General features: G+C 69.3%; 24 protein-coding genes. 8 read left to right on the top strand and 16 right to left on the bottom strand.

Annotated elements, in window-relative coordinates:
• Positions 1–6 precede the first annotated feature (6 nt).
• Positions 7–1215: an NAD(P)/FAD-dependent oxidoreductase gene (locus B0920_RS02655; RefSeq protein ID WP_078031035.1), complete on the bottom strand. Its 1209-nt coding sequence runs from the start codon at positions 1213–1215 to the stop codon at positions 7–9.
• Between the two features lie 107 nt (positions 1216–1322).
• A complete protein-coding gene (locus B0920_RS02650) occupies positions 1323–1805 on the bottom strand; it encodes a cupin domain-containing protein (protein WP_078031034.1) in 483 nt (160 codons plus the stop codon).
• A 380-nt stretch (positions 1806–2185) separates the two neighbouring features.
• Here B0920_RS02650 and B0920_RS02645 point away from each other — a divergent pair, with 380 nt between their 5' ends.
• On the top strand, positions 2186–2599 hold the full coding sequence (locus B0920_RS02645) for a hypothetical protein (protein WP_078031033.1): 414 nt from the start codon (positions 2186–2188) through the stop codon (positions 2597–2599).
• Positions 2600–2662: 63 nt separating this feature from the next.
• On the opposite strand, the gene B0920_RS02640 is transcribed toward B0920_RS02645, so the two are convergent.
• The gene (locus tag B0920_RS02640; protein ID WP_078031032.1) at positions 2663–2872 is read right to left on the bottom strand and encodes a hypothetical protein; all 210 of its coding nucleotides are present in this window, start codon (positions 2870–2872) and stop codon (positions 2663–2665) included.
• Between the two features lie 249 nt (positions 2873–3121).
• Here B0920_RS02640 and B0920_RS02635 point away from each other — a divergent pair, with 249 nt between their 5' ends.
• Complete coding sequence (locus tag B0920_RS02635; RefSeq protein ID WP_078031031.1) at positions 3122–3406, top strand: hypothetical protein; 285 nt, start codon at positions 3122–3124, stop codon at positions 3404–3406.
• Positions 3407–3450: 44 nt separating this feature from the next.
• Here the strand turns inward: B0920_RS02635 and B0920_RS02630 are convergent, their stop codons facing one another.
• The 5 genes from B0920_RS02630 to B0920_RS02610 all read right to left on the bottom strand — a co-directional run bounded on the left by B0920_RS02630 (position 3451) and on the right by B0920_RS02610 (position 6529).
• Positions 3451–4275 carry an alpha/beta fold hydrolase gene (locus tag B0920_RS02630; RefSeq protein ID WP_078031030.1) on the bottom strand — a complete coding sequence of 275 codons (825 nt, stop codon included), beginning with the start codon at positions 4273–4275 and terminating at the stop codon, positions 3451–3453.
• An 81-nt stretch (positions 4276–4356) separates the two neighbouring features.
• Entirely contained in the window at positions 4357–4878 is a 522-nt protein-coding gene (locus B0920_RS02625) for a hypothetical protein (protein WP_078031029.1), read from the bottom strand.
• Between the two features lie 142 nt (positions 4879–5020).
• Entirely contained in the window at positions 5021–5716 is a 696-nt protein-coding gene (locus B0920_RS02620) for an SDR family oxidoreductase (RefSeq protein ID WP_078031028.1), read from the bottom strand.
• Positions 5717–5728: 12 nt separating this feature from the next.
• A complete protein-coding gene (locus B0920_RS02615; protein WP_078031027.1) occupies positions 5729–5914 on the bottom strand; it encodes a hypothetical protein in 186 nt (61 codons plus the stop codon).
• Between the two features lie 105 nt (positions 5915–6019).
• On the bottom strand, positions 6020–6529 hold the full coding sequence (locus tag B0920_RS02610; RefSeq protein ID WP_078031026.1) for a hypothetical protein: 510 nt from the start codon (positions 6527–6529) through the stop codon (positions 6020–6022).
• A gap of 147 nt (positions 6530–6676) precedes the next feature.
• Between B0920_RS02610 and B0920_RS02605 the strand changes: the two genes are divergently transcribed.
• Positions 6677–7234, top strand: a complete 558-nt coding sequence (locus B0920_RS02605; protein ID WP_078031025.1) for a gamma carbonic anhydrase family protein — start codon at positions 6677–6679, stop codon at positions 7232–7234.
• Between the two features lie 27 nt (positions 7235–7261).
• Here B0920_RS02605 and B0920_RS02600 read toward each other — a convergent pair whose 3' ends face one another.
• Entirely contained in the window at positions 7262–7513 is a 252-nt protein-coding gene (locus tag B0920_RS02600) for a hypothetical protein (protein WP_078031024.1), read from the bottom strand.
• 273 nt (positions 7514–7786) lie between these two features.
• Between B0920_RS02600 and B0920_RS02595 the strand changes: the two genes are divergently transcribed.
• Positions 7787–8245 (top strand): hypothetical protein, encoded by a 459-nt coding sequence (locus tag B0920_RS02595; RefSeq protein WP_078031023.1) that lies wholly within the window; start codon positions 7787–7789, stop codon positions 8243–8245.
• 10 nt (positions 8246–8255) lie between these two features.
• On the opposite strand, the gene B0920_RS02590 is transcribed toward B0920_RS02595, so the two are convergent.
• The 6 genes from B0920_RS02590 to B0920_RS02570 all read right to left on the bottom strand — a co-directional run bounded on the left by B0920_RS02590 (position 8256) and on the right by B0920_RS02570 (position 14707).
• Positions 8256–8573, bottom strand: coding sequence for an EthD family reductase (locus tag B0920_RS02590; RefSeq protein WP_078031022.1), 318 nt, complete (start codon positions 8571–8573; stop codon positions 8256–8258).
• Between the two features lie 61 nt (positions 8574–8634).
• Positions 8635–10089 (bottom strand): MFS transporter, encoded by a 1455-nt coding sequence (locus B0920_RS02585; protein WP_078031021.1) that lies wholly within the window; start codon positions 10087–10089, stop codon positions 8635–8637.
• A 52-nt stretch (positions 10090–10141) separates the two neighbouring features.
• Positions 10142–10738, bottom strand: a complete 597-nt coding sequence (locus B0920_RS02580) for a TetR/AcrR family transcriptional regulator (protein WP_078031020.1) — start codon at positions 10736–10738, stop codon at positions 10142–10144.
• A gap of 106 nt (positions 10739–10844) precedes the next feature.
• The gene (locus B0920_RS25865; RefSeq protein ID WP_179119068.1) at positions 10845–11003 is read right to left on the bottom strand and encodes a hypothetical protein; all 159 of its coding nucleotides are present in this window, start codon (positions 11001–11003) and stop codon (positions 10845–10847) included.
• A gap of 11 nt (positions 11004–11014) precedes the next feature.
• Entirely contained in the window at positions 11015–12964 is a 1950-nt protein-coding gene (locus tag B0920_RS02575) for a ferritin-like domain-containing protein (protein WP_179119067.1), read from the bottom strand.
• Positions 12965–13114: 150 nt separating this feature from the next.
• Positions 13115–14707 (bottom strand): EAL domain-containing protein, encoded by a 1593-nt coding sequence (locus B0920_RS02570; RefSeq protein WP_078031018.1) that lies wholly within the window; start codon positions 14705–14707, stop codon positions 13115–13117.
• A gap of 280 nt (positions 14708–14987) precedes the next feature.
• Between B0920_RS02570 and B0920_RS02565 the strand changes: the two genes are divergently transcribed.
• On the top strand, positions 14988–15542 hold the full coding sequence (locus tag B0920_RS02565) for a PEP-CTERM sorting domain-containing protein (RefSeq protein WP_179119066.1): 555 nt from the start codon (positions 14988–14990) through the stop codon (positions 15540–15542).
• A 181-nt stretch (positions 15543–15723) separates the two neighbouring features.
• A complete protein-coding gene (locus B0920_RS02560; RefSeq protein ID WP_078031016.1) occupies positions 15724–16722 on the top strand; it encodes a proline dehydrogenase family protein in 999 nt (332 codons plus the stop codon).
• Here B0920_RS02560 and B0920_RS02555 read toward each other — a convergent pair.
• Positions 16719–17954 carry a hypothetical protein gene (locus tag B0920_RS02555; protein WP_078031015.1) on the bottom strand — a complete coding sequence of 412 codons (1236 nt, stop codon included), beginning with the start codon at positions 17952–17954 and terminating at the stop codon, positions 16719–16721. The genes B0920_RS02560 and B0920_RS02555 overlap by 4 nt on opposite strands.
• Before the next feature lie 269 nt (positions 17955–18223).
• Between B0920_RS02555 and B0920_RS02550 the strand changes: the two genes are divergently transcribed.
• Both B0920_RS02550 and B0920_RS02545 read left to right on the top strand, forming a co-directional pair.
• The gene (locus B0920_RS02550; RefSeq protein ID WP_078031014.1) at positions 18224–18625 is read left to right on the top strand and encodes a nuclear transport factor 2 family protein; all 402 of its coding nucleotides are present in this window, start codon (positions 18224–18226) and stop codon (positions 18623–18625) included.
• Positions 18626–18785: 160 nt separating this feature from the next.
• Complete coding sequence (locus B0920_RS02545; RefSeq protein ID WP_078031013.1) at positions 18786–19505, top strand: carboxymuconolactone decarboxylase family protein; 720 nt, start codon at positions 18786–18788, stop codon at positions 19503–19505.
• Positions 19506–19582 lie beyond the last annotated feature (77 nt).

Here is a 19582-nt window from a genome sequence, read left to right as displayed (position 1 = left end):
CCTGCTTCAAGCCACCACGGTGTTGCGCCAGTCGGCCTCGGCCAGCAGCAGGGAGCGCTCCGGCGCCGGCGGATAGATCCATTCGGTATTGATCTGGGTCTTGAGCGCCTTGGCGCGGCCACCGATCATCTTGATCGTGCGTTCCCAGCCTTCGGTGTAGACCGCGCCCCAGCCACCGAGGTCGAGGCAGGTCACGTAGAAGGGCTGGCGGTAGGCCACCGTCGCCAGCCCGAGCAAGTCGGCGGCCACATTGTGCCCGGCATAGCGCCCCATGTTGATCGCATGCTGGCAGGCCATCATCGCGTGGTTCCCCTCCTCGTCGGTGGCGGCGCGCGCCACGTCGCCGGCGGCGAACACCTCGTGCGCCTGCGGCAGACGCAGGTCGTCGCTCACGTGCAGGCGGCCGAAGGCGTCGCGCTCGCCCGGCAACTGGGCGGTCAGGCCGCTCGCGCGCACCCCGCCGGTCCAGATCACGGTGGAGGCCTCGATCCGCGCCCCACCCGCCAGGCGCACGCCGCCGGCGTCGATCGCCTGGACCGCCGCGCCCAGCAGGATTTCCACGCCGAGCTGTTCGAGCGCTTCCTCGATCACCGGGCGCGGACCGGGGCCGAGTTCCGGGCCGACCGCCACATTGCGCTCGACCAGCACCACCCGCGGCGCAGCGCCTGCGCCGAGCGCAGCGCGCAGCCTCGCCGGCAGCTCGGCCGCGATCTCGATGCCGGTGAAGCCGCCGCCGACCACGACCACGGTGTCGCGGGCCGTCGAGGATGGCGCCGCGCCGAGCGCCTGCAGGTGCCGCTCGAGGGCCAGGGCTTCGTCGAGCTGGTCGATGCTGAAGGCGTGCTCGCCGATGCCGGGCACGCCCGGGCGATGCATCCTGCTGCCCGAGGTCAGCAGCAGGCGGTCGTAGCCGAGCTGGCTCAGGCTGCCGTCCGCGCCGCGCAGCTCGACGCTGCGGTCGCGGTGGTGGATGCGCTCGACTAGGCCGGCCACATGGCGCACCCCGGCCGCCGCCAGATGGGCCGCGATCGGCGTTTCCATGCGCGCCGGATCGTGCTCGTGCAGGCGAGGCCGCATGTGGAGCACCGGCGCGGGCGACACCAGCGTGATGTCGACCTCGCTTGTCCGGCCCTGTTGTTCGAGCAGGCGGGCGGCGCCCAATGCGCCCCACAAACCGGCAAAACCGCTGCCGATGACGAGAATATGTTGTTTCATGATGCACTCCGGATGAGGATGAGATGGCGGTCCCGGGCGGGAGCCGTCGGACAATCGCCCGCCCGCAGCCGCGCTTGCGGCGCGACGCCGGCCGGCGGGGGATGCGCTCAGCGCGCGGGAAGAGGTTCGAGGACCGGCTCGTTTTCGCCGTGCACCAGCACCGCGACCATGCGTGCTTTCCTGGTCGCGCTGGCGTTGCGCGACACCAGGTGCGGCACGCCGGGCGGCTCATACCAGGACTGGCCGGCGCGGTAGCGCACTTCCTGCCCGCCCTCCAGGCGCGACACCACCTCGCCCTCGACCACGTAGACGAAGGCGGCGCCGGGGTGGCGGTGGGGAATCGAGACCTGGCCGGGCGCGTACTCGACGCTGATCATCTGGATGGCGGTGCCCGGTGCGCGCGCCAGCGGCTGGCGCTGCAGCAGGGTGACTTTCTCGGCGCCGGGGGCGGCATGGTCCGCGGGACCGTGCGCCAGGGCGGCGCCCAGGGGCGCGACGGCGAGCAGGACGGCCGGCGCCAGGCGGCGCAGGCGGGATAGCGAAGCACGGGACGGTTTCGCTTCAAGGATGTGGCGGGTACGCTGGCTCATGCGATGCTCCTCGGTTGACATGAGCCCATCGTAGGGGATGGAAGGCGGCTGCCGGGCGGCCAATCCCGGCCAATTCGACGTGGCCAATCGCCAGGCCGGGCGCGCGCGCATATGCATGCGGACGGCGCGGCTACGCGATTCAGAATCGAAGGACGAACGGCCTTTCCGGTGTCATATCCGGCCGATCTGAACAATATGGAAACAAGACGATTTCGTGATACCCGCGCGCTTGGCCTTGTGCTGCGCGCGCGCCGTCCTAGACTGGAATGAGCGCCGCTGGCATGGCCAGGGCGCCCAGACCACCGGAAGGCGCGCCCGCGCGCAGGCGCCTGCACGCGCGTCGCTCCCGACGGCCCAGCCCGTATCGAGAAGGAGCAATCATGAAAGCATCCCTGGCAATCCCCGCAGCCCTGCTGCTGATGGTCGCGGCCGAAGCCGCCGCCCAGACCACGCCCTACCCCAGCGTCAGCCCCTCGTCGACGGTCCAGGTCACCGCGCCGGCGCCCGCGTACGACATCTGGCCGCACGAAGCCGACCGGGTCTCGGGCATGTACAAGCTGTCCAATGGCTGGCGCCTCGACGTGCAGCCCGACCGTGGCGGCCTGGTGGCGCGGATTGACAAGCGTCCGCCGATCCGCCTGATGGCGATGTCGCCCGAGCGCTTCGTCTCCTACGACGGCAATGTGACGATGGATTTCACGCCGCGCGAGGACAGCGACCTGGTGATGAGCTACGTGCCCGACCGGCGCCTGGCGGTGATGTATGTGATCAAGGCCAGCGTGGCGTCGCGTTGAGGCCGCGCGCCCGGCGCCTGCCGGGCGAAGGCGGTCCCGCCGTGAAGGCGGGGCCGGACGGACTTATTGGCTGGCGCGCTCGGCCAGGCGGCGCAGCGCGGCCGGCGGCACCGTGTCGACGCCGCGGCTCATGCGGTACAGGGCCCAGATCTCGCTGCTGTCCGTGGCACGGCCATAGGCCGGCGACGCGCCGGTGAACAGGCCGCGCAGGAAGTCGAAGGAGGCGCGGGCAAAACCGGCGGCGGCAGGACGGGTCGACAGGCTGGTGGACATGATCGTTTCCTCAGTGAACGTTTGGTATGCCTCCAGTATGCGCCCTTTCAGTTAGAAATCAAATTGCGATCCATGATGATCGCCATTCACAAACCGTATACATGACTCGCTCCCTTATGCACGCCCTGGGAATACCCGGGCGTCCGCTGTCGAAGTAGCATCTGCTTACAAATATCTGCTTACAAATCCGATAGTTACGTCAGCAGCCGGCGGCCTAGAATGGGGCGTCGAACCCCGCAGGAGGCCAGCATGAATACGCACATCCGACGCTCGGCGAAACGTCTCGCCCTCGCACTACTTCTCGCCGGTGGCCTGGGCGGCTGCGCCGTCTACGGCCCGCCCTATGCCTACGATTCCGGCTATTCCTACTACGATGGTCCAGGCTATGCCTATCCCCCGGTCTCGGTCGACCTGGGGTTCAGCTACTACGACCGCGGCCCGCGCCATTACGGCGGCCACGGCTGGGGACATGGCCGGGGCCGCGGCCACCACGGCGGGCACCATGGCGGCCACCGCGGCCGCGGGCGGCACTGAAGCGAAGGGGGCCGGCGCATGGGGCGCGGGGCAGCCCCGCACCGCTAGCCCTTGACGAAGGCCAGCATGTCGGCGTTCACCTGCTCCTTGTGGGTGTCGGTCAGGCCGTGAGGGGCGCCCGGATAGACGATCAGCTTCGCATGCGGAATCAGCTTGGCCGAGGCGCGCCCGGCCGCGTCGATCGGCACGATCTGGTCGTCGTCGCCGTGGATGATCAGGGTCGGGATCGTGAATTTCTTGAGATCCTCGGTGAAGTCGGTTTCCGAAAACGCCTTGATCGAATCGAAGGTGTTCTTGTGCCCACCCATCATGCCTTGCATCCACCATGACTGGATCAGTCCCTGCGAGACCTTGGCGCCCGGGCGGTTGAAACCGTAGAAAGGGCCGGATGGGATGTCGAGGTAGAGCTGGGAGCGGTCGGCCAGCTGCCCGGCCCGGATGCCGTCGAAGACCTCGAGCGGCAGGCCGCCGGGATTGGCGGCGGTCTTGAGCATGAGCGGCGGCACCGCCGAGATCAGCCCGGCCTTGGCCACGCGCGCCGTGCCGTGGCGGCCGATGTAGCGCGCCACCTCTCCGCCGCCGGTCGAGAATCCGAACAGCACCGCGTCGCGCACGTCGAGCCGCTCGAGCAACTGGGCCAGGTCGTCGGCGTAATGGTCCATGTCGTTGCCGTCCCAGGGCTGGCTGGAGCGGCCGTGGCCGCGTCGGTCGTGCGCGATGCAGCGGTAGCCGTGGTTGGCGAAGAAGATCATCTGCGACTCCCAGCTGTCGGCATCCAGGGGCCAGCCGTGGCTGAACACGATGGGCTGCCCGCGGCCCCAGTCCTTGTAGTAGATCTCGACGCCGTCGGTGGTCGTGAACATTGCCATGTAGCTCTCCTCATGATGGTTGCGGTTTGGATCGGAGACCGGCCCCGCGGTTCCCGCCGCAGGGCCTGGCCATGATGCCGCTCAGGCGATCGGCATGCGCGGCTTGCCCGCCGCCGGAAACTCCCCGTTCGCGCGCAGCCAGCGCACCTGGGCGATGGCGCCAAGGACGAAGGCCACAAACAGCAGGCCCACGCACATGCTCAGGGTCGGGTCTTCCGGGCCGCTGAACAGTGGCGCGCCGAGCGGCAGCCGGGTGCCGGTCTCGGTCAGCGCTGGAATGAAATGGAAGTAGAACGTCAGCGAATAGGCGACCGTCTCGACGGGACGCCCGTAGCGCCCCAGCCAGCCGGCATGCCTCAGCGCCAGCGCGAATACCAGCACGGCCAGGGTCAGGACGCCGAGCGCGTGGGCCGCGGTGGGCCCGCCGTGGGCGAAGATGAAAAAACCGGTCAGGCAGGTGAGCACCGTCATCACGATGTACAACACGCCGGCGCCACTGCGCGGGGTGATCTCGCGGTAGCGCAGGTAGGCGCGGACCCCGGCGCCGACGGCAACCAGGGCGATCGCGGTGTGCACGATGCCGAGTGTGGAGAGTGCGGCCATGTCGTTTCCTTTCTTGGTGGGTTGGAAATCATGCAGGCGGGATCAAGCGGGATCGGGCGGAACCAAGCGGGAGGCACGCGCGGCGCCCTCGACGCGGCTTGCGCGCCCGACGTGGCGGGCGCCTTCCCTCGCCTCCGCCGGTTCAGCCCAGGTAGATGGCGGGCTCGCGCGACAGGCCGGCCTTGACCTGGCGCGTCATCTCGTCGGCCAGCACTTCGCTGGCCCCCGCCTCCAGCGCCGCCAGCGCCTGGCGCACCACGTCGGCCGGCGCCGCCTTGGGGGCGTCGAGCCCGGCCGTCATGTCGGTGTCCATGAAGCTCACGTGCAGCGCCAGCACCTGGGTGCCCTGGCCACGCAGGGCCGCGCGCAGGCCGTTGGTCATCGCCCAGGTGGCGGCCTTCGAGCAACTATAGGTCTCCACGTTCGGCAGGGTGATCCAGCTCAGGATGGACAGCACGTTGATGACCGCGCCCCCTCCCTGGCGCGCCAGCACCGGCGCGAAGGCGCGGCACATGGCCAGGGTGCCGAACAGATTGGTCTCGAGCTCCTGGCGCGCGAGATCCGGGGCCTGCGGGTCGAGCAGGCCGCCGCCACGGATGATGCCGGCGTTGTTGACCAGCAGGCCGACGTCGCCGCACTGGCGCGCGACCCGGTCGACGTCATCCTGGCGCGTGATGTCCAGCTGCAGCGCTTCGGCCCCCGGAGCGTCGATGGCGGCGGGGTCGCGTGCGCAGGCATACACCTTGCGCGCGCCGGCTTCCTGCAGCAACTGCACCCATGCGCGGCCCAGGCCGCGGTTGGCGCCGGTGACCAACGCCACCGTATCCCTGATCTTCATGTGCGTCCCCGGTTACCGAAGGCGCGCCGCGCCCTCGCCTGCCGTCATGCCGGGGAGCTCGCCCGTCTCGCGCGCGACATCGCCGGCCGTGCGGCCGATAGCAAGCGGCCGCACCGCGCCTGAATCGGGCAGGCGCGCAGTAGCCGGCTCTTCGTCGGGAAATGAAAGCGTTTCATGCGTTGCGAGACCGGCTTCCATCGTGTTCCCCTTCCAGACAGGATCATCGCTTCCCGGCGCCTGCGCCTCCCTCTTTCGACCCAGCGGCCGATATGGCTTTTATCATGACAGGCCGCATGAAAGCTTTCATGAAGCTCGGTGCCCATGGTCCCGGTCCAGGGGCAGCAAGCGCGCGGAGGCCGCGCGCTCGGCCTGGAAACCGGGGCTGGACGGCTGCAGATGGACGTGACCGGCCGCGGGCGCCTTTGGCGCCTTCGGCACCGCGCGTCCGCCTTTGTCGCCGCCCTCGCCCTTGCCGTGCGCGCCATCCCTGGCCGGCTGCGGGGCGCGCGCCGCGCCCTCGGCGGATGGCGGCGCCGATGCGTCCTTCACCTGCCTGGGGTCGGGGTCGTCGCTCCAGAAATTCGGATGCTTCCACTTGTCCGGTCTGGCGACGGCCGGGAGATGCGCGCTGTGTCCCTCGACGCGGCGCGCATGGAAGTCGACGACGATGCTTTCGTCCTGTTCGTCCGGCCACATGCTGTAGTAGCCGGGTTCGTGGTGGCGGACCACGGGCCATTCCGCCAGGGCGGCGAGGGGAGCCGCCGAGGCGGCGACGAAGAGGATCAGGCCACGGAGGCGGCGGTGTGCTTGCATGATGCGCTTTCTGCTCAGGGAATGCCGGATGCGGGATGCGTCCGGCCTGGCAGAGCTACGTGCCGGCGCGGCGCGCGGATGCACGCGGATGCGTCGCGCCGCTGGTATGCTGTCGCCATTCTTCACCCAGCAGGCAGGAGCCAGGCGATGCCCCTCAGCAGCTATCTCGAATTCCACCCGGTCCTGGGCGACCGGGTCTACCTCCACCCATCCGCCCAGGTGGTCGGCGACGTGCGCATCGGCGAAGACAGCTCGGTGTGGTGCAATACCGTGCTGCGCGGTGACGTGAACCACATCCACATCGGGCGCTGCACCAACATCCAGGACCTGAGCATGGGCCATGTCTCGCACCGGCACGAGAAGAATCCGCTCGGGGTGCCGCTCGTGATCGGCGACTACGTCACCATCGGCCACTCGGCCATCCTGCACGGCTGCAGCATCGGCAACGAATGCCTGATCGGCATGGGCACGATCCTGATGGACGAGGTGAGGGTAAACGACAGGGTGATGGTCGGCGCCGGCAGCCTGGTCCCGCCGGGGAAGGTGCTGGAGAGCGGCTGGCTCTACGTGGGCCGGCCGGTGCGGCGCCTGCGCCAGCTGACGCCGGAGGAGATCGCCTACCTGCGCTACTCGGCCGAGCACTACGTGCGGGTCAAGGACAACTACCTGCAGGGGACGGCCGGCGCCACCGCGCACGAGGACTGAGCGGGCGGCGGCCTTGGCGCGCGCGGCTTAGAGGAAGGGCCAGGCGAGGATGCGCCTGGCGTGCAGCACGGTGCGCGTGAGCATGTAGGCGGCGGCGAAGCCGAGCGCCAGCACGCCGCGCAGGTCGCCCATGAAGCCGAGCCAGACGCCGGCCACGGTGCAGGCCGCGACCGCCACCATCAGCCATACTTCCAGGCTCAGGAAGAAGCCGGCGGAGTCGCGCCACACGCGCCGCACCAGTGCGAGCGCATCCTTGAGGGTCTTGATGTCGTAGCCCATGAGTGTTCCAAAAAATACAATAGCGATGCCGGAAACGGCTGGCGCCGGCGCAGGCCGGCGCAGGTATCGGCGTGTAAATCGGTTTGAAAAACGGCTTGAAAATCGGGGATAGGAGCGCGAAGGACTCCGCGCCGCACATCCGGAATTGTACGCAAGTCCGCCGTTTCCTGCTCGGCGGCACCAAAAACGGCGGTAGCACATCCTTACAATTGCGCTCCGGATGCGCCTTGGCGCGGCACTAGAATGGCGTCTCGCAGACAGCAAGGAGACCGCATGCAACACAAAAAAACCCAGCTCTTTTTCGCCGCAGTGGGAGCCTGCGCCGCCCTCGGCGCCGCCGGCCCGGCCTGGTCCAGCGTCGACACCACGCCCAAGCCGGGCGGCGTCTACAAGCTCAAGCCGGGCGTCTACGTGGCCGAGGGCAAGGATTGCGCCGCGCCCGACGCGGCCGACCTGCGCTATTACGACGGCAAGGGCCTGGCGACCACCGACGCCGCCAGCTGCAAGGTGAAGGTGCTCAAGCGCGCCAAGGCCGGCTATGGAATGCGCTACACGGTCGAACAGCGTTGCGACGACGGCGAGGGCAAGGCCCAGCGCCAGACCGTGACCGTGGACCACGCCCTGCGCTTCACCCAGCGCGCGGGCGGGACCACGACCAGCTTCCGCTACTGCCCGGTGGACCAGCTCCCGGCCAGCCTGCGCGAGGCGGCCGGCAAGCCTGCGCGGCGCTGAGCGCCCGCCCTCACATCGCCATGACACGCAGGCGGGTCGGCGCGGCGTCGGTATAGCGCGCGACGTCGGCCATCACCGCCGGCGTCTCTGGCGAACCGAAGGCCGCGTCCACCGCCGCCTCGTCGCGGAACACGCATTCGCAGATGGCGATCGTGCCTTCCTGCCCGACCGCGGGGAAGAAGGCAGCCACCCCCTGCAAGCCGTATTGCCGCCATGCGTCCATGACGAGCGGCAGGTGGCGGCTCACGTAGTAGTCGCGGTCGAAACGGGTGGTTTCCGTGCCGCGGTAGATGACGTACACGATGACGGAAGAGTGCTTGGCGTTCATGGTTGTGGACTCCTGAGATGGCCCCTGCGGGCCGTTGAGAAACATGCTTGCCCTTGGGCGCTCATGCGCCGGCGCGTCCGGTCGCCGCCTCGGCGCGGCCGCTCTCCCGGGCCAGGCTCACACCCAGCGCCACGCCGACCCCGAGGCAGGCCGCGATGCACAGGGCGGACACCACGAAGGCGTGGGCGATCGCGGCCGGATCCTCGCGTCCACCGAGGACGGTGTAGAAGATCCCGCCGATCAACGCCACGCTGAGCGCCGTGCTGACCTGCAGGGTCGAGCTGGCGACACCGGCGATCATCCCCGACAGGTTGGGCGCGACGCGGCCGGTGATCATGCGCATCAGGGTCGGCAAACCCAGCCCCTGGCCGAAACCGATCAGGAACAGCAGCACGGCCAGCGGCGCGCGGGCAGGCGCGACCGCCTCCGGCGTGGCGGCGACCAGCCAGGCCAGGCCGAGGAAGGCGGCCATCTCGAGCGCCATGCCGAGCGGATTGACCCAGGCATCGATCAGCCGCCGCAGGCGCGGCGTCGCCAGGGGACCGAGCAGGAAACCCGCGCCGAAAGGCAGGAAGACCAGGCCCGCGCTCAGGGGACTCGCATGCAGCGCGTCCTGCAGGTAGACCGAGAACAGCAGGAAGAAGCAGCCGATCGAATAGAAGCACAGCGCGATCAGGAGGGCGCGGCCGAGACCGGGCGCGCGCAGCGCCGCCGGATCGAGCAGCGGCGCCCCGCCCCGGCGCGCCAGGCGGCTCTGGTGGCGCCAGAACACCCGGGCCAGCAGCGGCGCGGCGGCCAGCGACAGCCAGGACCACCAGGGCCAGCCGGCCTCGCGGCCTTCGATCAGCGGCACGATCAGCAGGCCCAGGGTGAGCATGGACAAGGCCATGCCGCCCGGATCCAGCTTGCCGCCGCCCTGTTCGCGCCTGTTCTTCAGCAGCGCCAGGCCGGCCGGCACGACCACCAGCGCCACCGGCAGGTTGAGCAGGAAGACCGCGCGCCAGCCGAGGCCGAACAGGTCGAGCGAGATCAGGATGCCGCCCAGCGCCTGCCCGATCACCGAGGCCAGGCCAAACACCGCGCCATACAGGCTGAGCGCGAGCGGCTTTTCCGACTCCGGGAAGATGGCCTGGACCGAGGCGAGCGCCTGGGGCGCCATGATCGCCGCGGTCACGCCCTGCAGGGCGCGGCCGGCCACCAGGGCCCAGGGCGACCAGGCCAGGCCGCACAGCGCCGAGGCGGCGGTGAAGCCGAGCAGCCCGGCGAAGAACACCCGGCTGCGGCCGAACAGGTCGCCCAGGCGCCCCCCGGTGGTGAGGGTGACCGCGTACAGCGCGGCGTAGCAGGAGATGACGAGCTGCTCGGCCGAGTTGGAGGCGCCGAGCTCCTGCTGGATCGAGGGCAGCGCCACGTTGACGATGAAGAAGTCGAGAGGCGGCAGGAAGGAGCCGGCCAGCAGGACGGCGAACATCGCCCAGCGTCGGGGCTCGGGCGGGACCATTGCGTGATGGGACATGGCTGGCTTTCAAAGGAACCAATCGGTTCCAAAATGGTGAAAAAAAAGCGCCTCAGTCGAGGACGCGCATCGTCGTGTCGACCACGGCCAGCATATCGGCCTCGGTCGCCCCGGTCTTGCCGAGCACCCGCATTCCCTGGGCCTGGGAGACCAGGAAACGCGCCACCGCCTGCTCGTCGCAGTCGCGCAACTCGCCGCTGGCCTGGCCGCGCACGATGGCGCCGGCGTACAGCTGCTGCAGGCGCCGGAACATGCGGCCGGTGCGCTCGGCGATCTCGGGATCGTGGGTCGCCATCTCGGTGGCCATCGCCACCACCAGGCAGCCGCGCCGCCCTGCTTCTCCGGAAGACAGCGCGGCGTAGCGCAGCAGCGTGGCGCGGATCGCCTCCTTCACCGAACCGGGCTGGGACAGCAGCTCGGCGTTGGCCTTCAGGCCGCGCGCGGTGTACAGGTCGAGCGCCGCCAGCAGCAGGCCGCGCTTGTCGCCGAAGGCCTTGTACAGGCTGCCGCGCGACAGCCCGGTGCCGGCGATCAGGTCGGGCAGCGAAGCGCCCTCGTAGCCGCGGTCCCAGAACACGTCCATGGCGTCGCGCGCGGCGACGTCGAGGTCGAATTCACGGGGGCGGCCGGGGCCGGACGGGTTTGCCATTCTTTTGCCTCGCTGGGTAGGGGTCGTATATATGAACCGATCGGTTCCCATATTAGCACCCGTTCCACTTCCCTTGCAAGTCCCGTCCGAGTCGAGACAGCGCCCTCTACCAGGCGGCGAGCGGCGCGCCGATCCAGGTCTTGCCGGGCAGCGAGGTGTCGGCGGCGCCAGTGCAGGCGCTGATCCCGGTGGGCCAGCGCATGAGCGCGCGCGAGTGCGTGGTGCTCGCGCACCAGATCGACACGCTCAGGCACTGAAGCCGCATGCGCGGGCGCTTCACGCCCCGCGCCCGTCGGCGACGAAGCCCGCCGCGCGGTGGCTGCCGTCGCAGAAGGGCTTGTCGCGCGAGTGGCCGCAGCGGCACAGGCGCACCGCGAGGGTCCGGTCGACCGTGCGTCCGGTTCCGGTAATGACTTCGGCGGCCCCGCGCAGGTCGAGCGGCCCATCGCGAAGCGGCGTCACCACGAGCGGACCGTCACGCTGCTCGAGCGGCGCCGATGGCCGGGTGAGCGCTTCGCCGGAGGCCTCGAAGCCGGCGGCCAGATGCGACTGGTCGCAGTAAGGTTTGTTGTTGGAGCGGCCGCATCGGCACAGCGTGGCGCGCAACTGCGCCTCGCCCCCGCCGTCCGCGCCCGCGATGCGGATGTCGGCGTCGAAGGCCAGCGGGCCGTTCTCGCGCATGCGCACCAGATTGACCGGCGGCGCAAGCTCGGGGTCCTTGCCGTCGTGCTGCTCGTAGCGGATCGCGCCGGAGACGCAGCGGCGCGCGACCCGCCCCAGGCGCTCGGGCGTGGCCATGTCTGGGAAGATCCAGTCGCCGTCCTGGTTGGCCTTGAACACCTCGGGCTCTTCGAGCACGCAGTGGCGCGAATGCACGCAGCGGCGCGCATCGAAATAGACGGTGCCGGTGGCGCCGCGCACGACCTCGGGCTGGTAGGGCCTGAGGGACGCGGCGGCGGGCGCGCTCGCGGCGGGCTGCGCCGCCCCACCCTTCGCGTCGTGGGCGCGCCGCCAGGCCCAGGCGCCTTCGCGCAGCGCCTGCGCGAAGCGGGCCAGGGCCGGCAAGGCCGCCACGCAGGCCTCGGCATGGCCCGCCAGCAGTTCCATGCGTTCGGCGATCAGGCGGGCGGCGGAATCGGGCGATTCGTAGCCGAGCGCGGTGCGCGACAGGGTGAAGGTCAGGCCGGCGCTCACGCCCGGATGCGCGGGATTGGCCGGCAGGCGGGTCAGCGCGCTGCCGATGTCGGCCAGCGCATGCATCAGGTTCATGGCCTGCCGCATCACGACCGGGCGCGGCAGCAGGCAATTGACGGTGTCGCTCATCAGGGCCAGGATGCGCAGCATCAGGAAGTAGCTGGCGTTGCCGACGTCGAGCAGATGGATCGCGGGTTCGCTCACCACCTGGATCCGCGGGCTGCTGCTCACCGGCGAGCGCATCACCGGATGGCGGGCGGCGTCGCGGTAGGGCTTGAAATCGCCGCGCTGCGCCGACAGCGCCTGCCACTGCTCGCGGATGGCGCGAAAGCGCGCGAAGTGCGAGGCTTCCTCGCACACGAGCGAGCCCTCGCCCTGCTCCACGATCAGCGCCAGCGCGCGCAGGGCCTCGGCCTCGTTCGCGATGCTGCACAGGCCGGGCAGGAACACGTCGCGCTCGGTGAGCTGGGCCTCCGGCTGGCCCACGAACAGGCCCTGCTCGCCCAGCTCGGCCGCGAGGTGGGAGATGCTGGCCGCGATTGCGCCGTACAGCTCGCCCACGGTCGCGTACTCGCAGGGAACGTCGGTGATCAGGTCGGTGCGCGCCATGTCACGCGTATAGGCCGGCTTCTCGAGGGTGGCGCTGTCGCGCTCGTTCGCCTGGCTGGGACGTTCGACGTAGATGAAATGGTCGAGCGTGGCGCCGTCGAAGGGCAGCAGGGCCACGGCGACGTCGGCGGGGAACTGGCCGGCGGTGGCCGGGAAGTTGTAATGCCTGTAGTGGGGACGCGAACCGACCGCGATCAGGAGGTTGTTGACCAGGGCCAGGTGCAGCATTTCCTCGGTGGCGATGGCGATGATCTCGGCGCGCCAGCGCTTGACGGCGGCCAGCTCCTGGGGGAGCAGGTCTTCCTCCGTGCTTTGCTTGAGGGAGAATGCGGCGTACAGGTAGCTGCACATCAGGCAGTGCTCGACCTCGGCGGCCTCGGCGAGCATGCTGATCAGTTGGTCTCGATGGGTGGCGACTGCCAAGTTTCCCTCCTCCATGCAAGCGCGGCGCACACGCCCTGGCGCCCGGCGTCTTGCGTGCCAAATAGGTGATGGCAGCAATGTAACCCAAGGGGGTGGGGAAACTGGCCCGGCACACGCGAACACTGTGTCCCGGATGAGCGAACAATCGCGTCAGGCGGCGCTCATCATGGCCAGTCCGGCGCCCTCGCCCGCTTGCGCCAGGCGCAGCACCTCGGCGGCCGGCGCCGGCTTGCCGAACAGCCAGCCCTGGGCATACTGGACCGCGTGCCCGCGCAGGAACTCGGCCTGGGCCTCGCTCTCGATGCCCTCGGCGATCATGCGCAGCCCCATCGCGCGCGCCATCGCAACGATGTGGCCCACCACCTGGCTGGTCGGGGCCCCGGTGCCGATCGCCTCGATGAAGGAACGGTCGATCTTGAGGTAGTCGAGCTCCAGGGTCTCCAGGTAGGACAGGCTGGAATAGCCGGTGCCGAAGTCGTCGACGGCGATGCCGACGCCGCGCGCGCGCAGCGCCGCGATGATGCGGCGGGCGCTGTTCACGTCGAGCAAGCCGCGCTCCGTGATCTCGACCATCAGGCTGGACGCACCGGCGCCGGTGCGCTCCAGGAAGCGGTCGACCATTCCCAGCAGCGCCTCCGAATGCAGGTCGGTGGGGCACAGGTTGACGGCGAGGTGGAAGCCGGGATGGGAGGCGAGGAAGGCGCCCAGGTCGGCCGCGGCGAGCTCGAACACCCTTTCGGTCAGGCGCGACATCATGCCGCTCCGTTCCGCCACCGGGATGAAGAGTTCCGGGCCGATCGTCTCTCCGCCCGCGCGCCGCCAGCGCAACAGGGCTTCCAGTCCGACCCAGCGCCCGCTGTCGAGGTCGACGATCGGCTGGTAGTGCAGGTGGAATTCGTTGCGGCGCAAGCCCTGCCTCAGCGCCGTCGGGAGCGAGCGCTGCTGGCGCGCCAGCAGCAGGACGGCGGCCGCCAGCGCCAGCCCGAAGAGGGCCCCGGCCGGCACCAGGCGCCACGCGATCGCCGCCGCGCGCTCCTCGAGGTAGGCCATCGGCACGGCGGCGACCGCGACGATGCGAAACTCGGGGGAGCGCCGCAGCGCGACCAGTTGGCCGCCATCGATGAACACCGCCTCCGCGCGCGCGCCGAGCCTGGCCAGCCACTCGCGCTTGACCAGGCCCTTGGCCAGCTCCGGCGGGCCCCGGCGCAGGGCGTCCAGATGCATCACACCCAGAGCCACGCCGGGGATCGCGGTCGAGGTGTCGAGTGGCAGGTCGCGGTGCACCAGCACCGCGAAACCGTTGCGCACGACCGCCATCAGCGGCGAGGCGCCGGGCGTGTCGACCGGCACGCGCGGATGGATCAGTACCCCGCGCGCGGTGCGGAACACATCGCCGCCCAGGGGGATAGGCGGGCCGCCCATCGACGAGCAGACCACGGCGCCATCGCGCACGTGGCCCATGGCCTGGATGTAGGTCGAGGTCAGGTCGAGCTGGCGCATCAGGCGCAGCGAGGCTTCCGAACAGGGACCGTCAGGCACCCGCTCCAGCTGGGTGAAGACCCGCCCGGTCTGGCGCGCGGTCTCGTCGGCGCGGTGCAGGACGTCCTGGGCATAGGTCTGCGCGATCTCGGCGGCGGCGACGAAGCCCTGGCGCCGGGCTTCCTGGAATGCGAACCAGGGCGGCAAGACGACGCATGCCGCCGCGACGCCGATGCTGAACAGGACGATCACCCGACCGCGCATGCTTCCTCCGAAAAAATGCCTGGCGCATGCGGACCACGGACGCCGCCGCAGGCGAACGCAGTATAGCGCGGGGCATGGGGACCAGAGCGGCTTTTTGCGGGAGGCGGTCGGAACAGCCGTCAGACCGGCCGCCTGCCCGCCGCCGACGCCCGACGCGCTTGTCGGGAGGCTTTACACCGGGAATCCCCGGTGAGACCCAACTTGATAAAAATCAGGGACTTGCGAATTTGGCACGTTTCTTGCTGAGCAACGATAACATATGAACAACAGAGGATGCCGCATGAAACGACTTCTCGCCACCACCCTCCTTGCGCTGTGCGCCTCGGGCACCGTGACCGCCGCGCCGGTCCTCGGCCAGGTCTACCTCGACGCCGCCAACCAGAAATGGACCTACATCGGTTCGTTCAACGTCAGCGACGGCCCGCAGTGGTCCAACGGCGGCATCACCTACAACGGCATCGAAGCCGCCACCCTGCTGTTTGGCGCACCGGCGCCTGGCGGCGCCTACGCCCTCAGCACGGACGACGACTTCGTCAACCACCTAGCCTGGTACGACGGCTATGGCCAGACCCAGCATCTGGACAATGGCGGCGGCAACGTCGGGCTTCCCGAAGACATCAACGAGGATCCCGATGGCGACGGCTACACCTTCGCCGGCTTCGGCCTGGGCGACTGGTCCGCGTACATCCGGGACCACGACGAAGCGCTCAACTCCGTCAACTACGTGTTCACCCGCCTGGACGATGTCCCGGGCCGCGTCCCCGAGCCCACCTCCATCGCCCTCACCCTGCTGGGCGCCGCCGCGCTGGGCGCGGCGCGCCGCAGGAAGGCCTGAGCGGCGCCCAGGCGACCGCGCGCGTCGGCAGCAGCCGCGCGCGCTGCCGCGATGGCGAGGCCGGCCGGCCAGACTTGGAATCAAGGCCTGAGCGCCGGCCTGGTCACCGGATCATTTTGTTCAATACTGCTTCGGGGTCTCGCCTTAGGCTGTGGTTTTCACTGTTCAGCGGAGAACCACGATGCACGATCCAGGCCCAGCCCAGTTTCCCCCCGCATGGCAGGCGGCCAGCCGGCAGGCTGCCGAAGCCCTGCGCCTGCTCGCCCTCGACGAGGCGGTCAAGGAACGCTTTCTGCGCGACCCCGAACTGAACCGCCTCGCTGGCCGGGTCGCCGCGCGCTACATCGCCGGAAGGAACATCGATGACACCCTGCCCGCGCTCGAGCGCATCCGCCGGCGCGGGCACCACGTCTCGGTCGAGTACATGGGAGAGAGCTGCCGCGACGGCGCCCAGGCGGACGCCGAGACCGGCGTGTTCCTGGCGCTGATCGACGCGCTCGACGCCGCGCGCATGCCGGGCACGATCTGCTTCGACCTGTCGCACGTCGGCTCCCTCGTGAGTCCGGAATTCGGCTACGAGAACGCGCGCCGCATCGCCATCGCGGCGGCGCGCGGCGGGCGCGAGGTCATGATTTCGATGGAAGGCGCCGAGCGCGCCGACGCCATCTACGCCATCTATGCGCGCCTGCAGCGCGAAGCGGGGCTTTCCCATGTCGGCATCACGGTGCCGGCCAAGCTGCACCGCAGCGCCGAGGATCTGCCGCGCCTGCTGGAGCTGCCCGGACGCATCCGGCTCGTCAAGGGCGCCTTCGCCGAGCCTGACAGCGTGGCCCTGCGCCGCGACGATCCCCTGCTGGGAGAGCGCTACCGCGCGTATGCGGCGCGCCTGATCGACAGCGGCCACCTGTGCTCGATCGCGACCCATGACCGCGCCATCCAGCAGGACCTGGCGGCCCGCTTGCAGCGCTCAGGTGGCGCCGGCGGCGGCCAGGTCGAGTTCGAGTCGCTGATGGGACTGGGAACGGAGCAGATCGACGACCTCCAGCGGCGCGGCTTCCGCACCCGCGAATACGCGGTGTTCGGCGAGGAATACTTCCTGTACGTGCTGAACCGGATCGCGGAGGAGCCGAGCCGGCTGTTCCAGGCGGTCAGCGACCTGCTGGCGCCCCAGCCGCACTAGAAGGACAGGGTCAGGCTGCGCGGGCAGTGGTCGCTGGTCTCGATGCGCTGTCCGGGCGCCTGCACCACCGCGCTCTTGCGCGAGCCGAGGTCGGCCTGCTGGCGCGCCGCCAGCGGGCCGCTGAGCACGATGTGGTCGAGGCCCGAGAAGCCGCGGCAGCCAGGGTCGACCCCGGTCAGCGGCACCTGGCGGAGGGTTCTTGCGCCGTCGCTCAGCTCCTGCCACAGGTAGCGCGTCGCCACCTTGCCGTCCTTGTCGGCGGCCGGTACCCCGGCGGGGTCGCTGCCGTCCGCGCGCACCTGCTGCGGGCGGATCGCGGCCGCTGCTTCCTCGTCGATGCGGCGGTTGAAATCGCCCAGCAGCACATAGTCCGGGCTGCGCTTGGCCACGGCGTCGAGCCAGCGTTCGAGCGGGGCCACCTGACGGTTCAGCACCTGGCAGGCCGCCGCCCCGTCGTCGAGCAGACGCGCCTGGTAGATCGGGGTCGGCACGATGTTCGCGCAGCCGGATTTCAGGTGCACGTTCAGGAAACTCAGCCGGCGTCCCGGCCATTGCAGCTCGAGCGCGAGACCCGGGCGCACGCTGCGCGCCTGCGGGTCGCCGGGCTTGTCGCTGACCGCCAGGGCGCGCTCGACGCTGCAGGTGGCCGGCTCCGGGCTCAGGCTGCGCTCCCAGGCGAAGGCCACGGTCTGGAATCCGTCGTGCGACGCATCGCAGACGCTGAAGCGCTCGGCGTGACGTCCGAGCAGCTGTCTGACCACCTCCGCCGACCGCACCTCCTGGAAGGCGATGACGCGCACCTGCTGCGCCTCGATCAGCTGGTCGATCGTGGCTTGCAGGCCAGCCAGCTTGGCCGCGTAATCGGCGCTCGTGGGCGGCGCGCCCGCATTGCGGCCCTGGTAGGCGTTACAGGGCGCCATCATGGCCGCCAGGGCCGGACCGCCTGCCAGGCGTTCGGTATCGGCCACGCACTGGCGCGCCGCGCGGATCGCCTCCTCGCTGGCGGACGCCTGCCCGGGCTCGCGCCGGGGTCGCGTGTCGCACCAGGAAACGGCCTGGCAGACCGCGGCGTGGCGGTCGAAATCCTGCTGGGAGCCGGCCCAGGCCAGGTTGAAGGAGGCGATGCCGATCTGCGCCGGCGGGGTGGCGCCGGCCGGCTGGGCATGCGCAACGACAGGCGCGGCGAACAAAGCGGCCAGTGGGACGAGAAACGCGGGCTTCGAGAGAGGCATCGTATTCTTTCATGGTATTGACGGAATGGGATTCCGGCGGCCATTCGCTCTTGCTGTCCAGAGCGAATGTCGCTGGGATTATCGTCGAGTCTGAGGTGGACGGCAATCATGTGGCCCAGGCGCACCCGGGCTGATATAGACGCCGGCCATGCTGCAAATGCGGATTCGGCAAAAATGAATTGTCGCGCCAGCGGATTGTTGGAGCAAACAGGTACTCCTATCATGGGCCTCGTCGATTTCCATCGATCCTAAACCTGAGGAGTAAATCTATGAACACTACCCACGTCGACGCCTACTTCAAGGCCCTGAGCAACAAGGACAAGGCCGGCATCGCATCCCACCTTGCCAAGGACATCGTCCTGCACGGACCCATTTTTCCTGAACCGACCGAAGGAAAAGAAGCCGTTGCGAACATCCTTTCGGGCTTCCTCGATACAATCGACGCGCTCGACGTGAAGCTGCGATTTGCTTCGGACCGCAATGTGGCCGTATTCTTCAGCTTCTCGTGCGAGGGCGTCACCGTCAAGGGCAACGAACATCTGCACCTGAACGAGGACGGACTGATCGACCATATCGAAGTGGCCTGGCGCCCCCTCCCCGCTGCCGTGATGGTCCAGGAGAGCTTCGCCAGAAAGCTCGGCTTCCAGCCGATGCGCCTGGTTCCCGCCTGACTCCGCCTGGCGCATGGCTGGCGCCATCCGTTTCCGGGCTGGCATGGCCCGACTATCCGGGCCCGGCCCGGCCCGGCGCAGACCCTATGACTACCCTGTGCGGCAAGCCCGAGCTTGACTTGCACAGACCTGCATACAAGACCTCCAACAAACAATCATCATGGAAAACACAAACTATCCGCGCCCTGGTGGGATACCGGACAGCGTGGGCAGGGTCGCGCCTGCGCTCGAACGCTATACCTCCGAGATTCTCACTGGACAGGTATGGCAGCGTCCACAGCTACCCATGCGGGACCGCAGCATCGTCACGATATCGGTGCTGATCGCACGCAACCAGAGCGAACACCTGCCCTCGCATGTCGAGACGGCGCTCGACCTTGGCGTCACTCCCGCTGCGTTATCCGCTTTGATCACTCATCTCGCATTCTATTCAGGTTGGGCCAACGCGATCGCCGCAACGAAGGTCGTAGAACCGGTGTTCGAGCGGCGCGGCATCGACCGCTCGCAGCTTGCTCCATCCGGCGCACAAGTGCTTGCGCAGGACCCGCTTGCCGAAGAACGACGCCACGCGACCGTGATGCGCAGGTTCGGCGCCGTCGCGCCTGGACTCGTCGAGTTGACAACCGATGTACTGTTCAGGGACTTGTGGCTGAGACCCGAACTCTCGATGCGCGGCCGTTGCCTCGCCACGATCGCTTCCGTCATCGCGACGGCGCAGACTGCGCAGCTCGCCTTCTACCTGAACCGTGCGCTGGACCATGGCATCAGTCGCGCCGAACTGTCCGAAGTGATGATTCAGGTCGCCTTCTATGCGGGTTGGTCGAGCGCTTACACGGCGCTGGCCGTGCTCAAGGACGTGTTTGAGGGCCGGCCAGACTGAGTCGCCTCCCCCGGGTCGCCTCGACGCCCGGCCTTCGCTTTCGCGAGGCCGGGCGTCTTCGTTTCGAGATCGTGCCG

Origin of the sequence: Massilia sp. KIM (assembly GCF_002007115.1) — a bacterium.
Classification (GTDB): Bacteria; Pseudomonadota; Gammaproteobacteria; order Burkholderiales; family Burkholderiaceae_D; genus Telluria.
The sequence above is the reverse complement of the archived record's forward strand: the minus strand, read 5'-3'. Positions and strand labels throughout refer to the sequence as shown.

Bases quoted from the DNA above. Each gene is read 5' to 3' on its own strand.
- B0920_RS02655 (WP_078031035.1), bottom strand. From the start codon at position 1,215: ATGAAACAACATATTCTCGTCATCGGCAGCGGTTTTGCCGGTTTGTGG.
- B0920_RS02650 (WP_078031034.1), bottom strand. From the start codon at position 1,805: ATGAGCCAGCGTACCCGCCACATCCTTGAAGCGAAACCGTCCCGTGCT.
- B0920_RS02645 (WP_078031033.1), top strand. From the start codon at position 2,186: ATGAAAGCATCCCTGGCAATCCCCGCAGCCCTGCTGCTGATGGTCGCG.
- B0920_RS02640 (WP_078031032.1), bottom strand. From the start codon at position 2,872: ATGTCCACCAGCCTGTCGACCCGTCCTGCCGCCGCCGGTTTTGCCCGC.
- B0920_RS02635 (WP_078031031.1), top strand. From the start codon at position 3,122: ATGAATACGCACATCCGACGCTCGGCGAAACGTCTCGCCCTCGCACTA.
- B0920_RS02630 (WP_078031030.1), bottom strand. From the start codon at position 4,275: ATGGCAATGTTCACGACCACCGACGGCGTCGAGATCTACTACAAGGAC.
- B0920_RS02625 (WP_078031029.1), bottom strand. From the start codon at position 4,878: ATGGCCGCACTCTCCACACTCGGCATCGTGCACACCGCGATCGCCCTG.
- B0920_RS02620 (WP_078031028.1), bottom strand. From the start codon at position 5,716: ATGAAGATCAGGGATACGGTGGCGTTGGTCACCGGCGCCAACCGCGGC.
- B0920_RS02615 (WP_078031027.1), bottom strand. From the start codon at position 5,914: ATGGAAGCCGGTCTCGCAACGCATGAAACGCTTTCATTTCCCGACGAA.
- B0920_RS02610 (WP_078031026.1), bottom strand. From the start codon at position 6,529: ATGCAAGCACACCGCCGCCTCCGTGGCCTGATCCTCTTCGTCGCCGCC.
- B0920_RS02605 (WP_078031025.1), top strand. From the start codon at position 6,677: ATGCCCCTCAGCAGCTATCTCGAATTCCACCCGGTCCTGGGCGACCGG.
- B0920_RS02600 (WP_078031024.1), bottom strand. From the start codon at position 7,513: ATGGGCTACGACATCAAGACCCTCAAGGATGCGCTCGCACTGGTGCGG.
- B0920_RS02595 (WP_078031023.1), top strand. From the start codon at position 7,787: ATGCAACACAAAAAAACCCAGCTCTTTTTCGCCGCAGTGGGAGCCTGC.
- B0920_RS02590 (WP_078031022.1), bottom strand. From the start codon at position 8,573: ATGAACGCCAAGCACTCTTCCGTCATCGTGTACGTCATCTACCGCGGC.
- B0920_RS02585 (WP_078031021.1), bottom strand. From the start codon at position 10,089: ATGTCCCATCACGCAATGGTCCCGCCCGAGCCCCGACGCTGGGCGATG.
- B0920_RS02580 (WP_078031020.1), bottom strand. From the start codon at position 10,738: ATGGCAAACCCGTCCGGCCCCGGCCGCCCCCGTGAATTCGACCTCGAC.
- B0920_RS25865 (WP_179119068.1), bottom strand. From the start codon at position 11,003: ATGCGGCTTCAGTGCCTGAGCGTGTCGATCTGGTGCGCGAGCACCACG.
- B0920_RS02570 (WP_078031018.1), bottom strand. From the start codon at position 14,707: ATGCGCGGTCGGGTGATCGTCCTGTTCAGCATCGGCGTCGCGGCGGCA.
- B0920_RS02565 (WP_179119066.1), top strand. From the start codon at position 14,988: ATGAAACGACTTCTCGCCACCACCCTCCTTGCGCTGTGCGCCTCGGGC.
- B0920_RS02560 (WP_078031016.1), top strand. From the start codon at position 15,724: ATGCACGATCCAGGCCCAGCCCAGTTTCCCCCCGCATGGCAGGCGGCC.
- B0920_RS02555 (WP_078031015.1), bottom strand. From the start codon at position 17,954: ATGCCTCTCTCGAAGCCCGCGTTTCTCGTCCCACTGGCCGCTTTGTTC.
- B0920_RS02550 (WP_078031014.1), top strand. From the start codon at position 18,224: ATGAACACTACCCACGTCGACGCCTACTTCAAGGCCCTGAGCAACAAG.
- B0920_RS02545 (WP_078031013.1), top strand. From the start codon at position 18,786: ATGGAAAACACAAACTATCCGCGCCCTGGTGGGATACCGGACAGCGTG.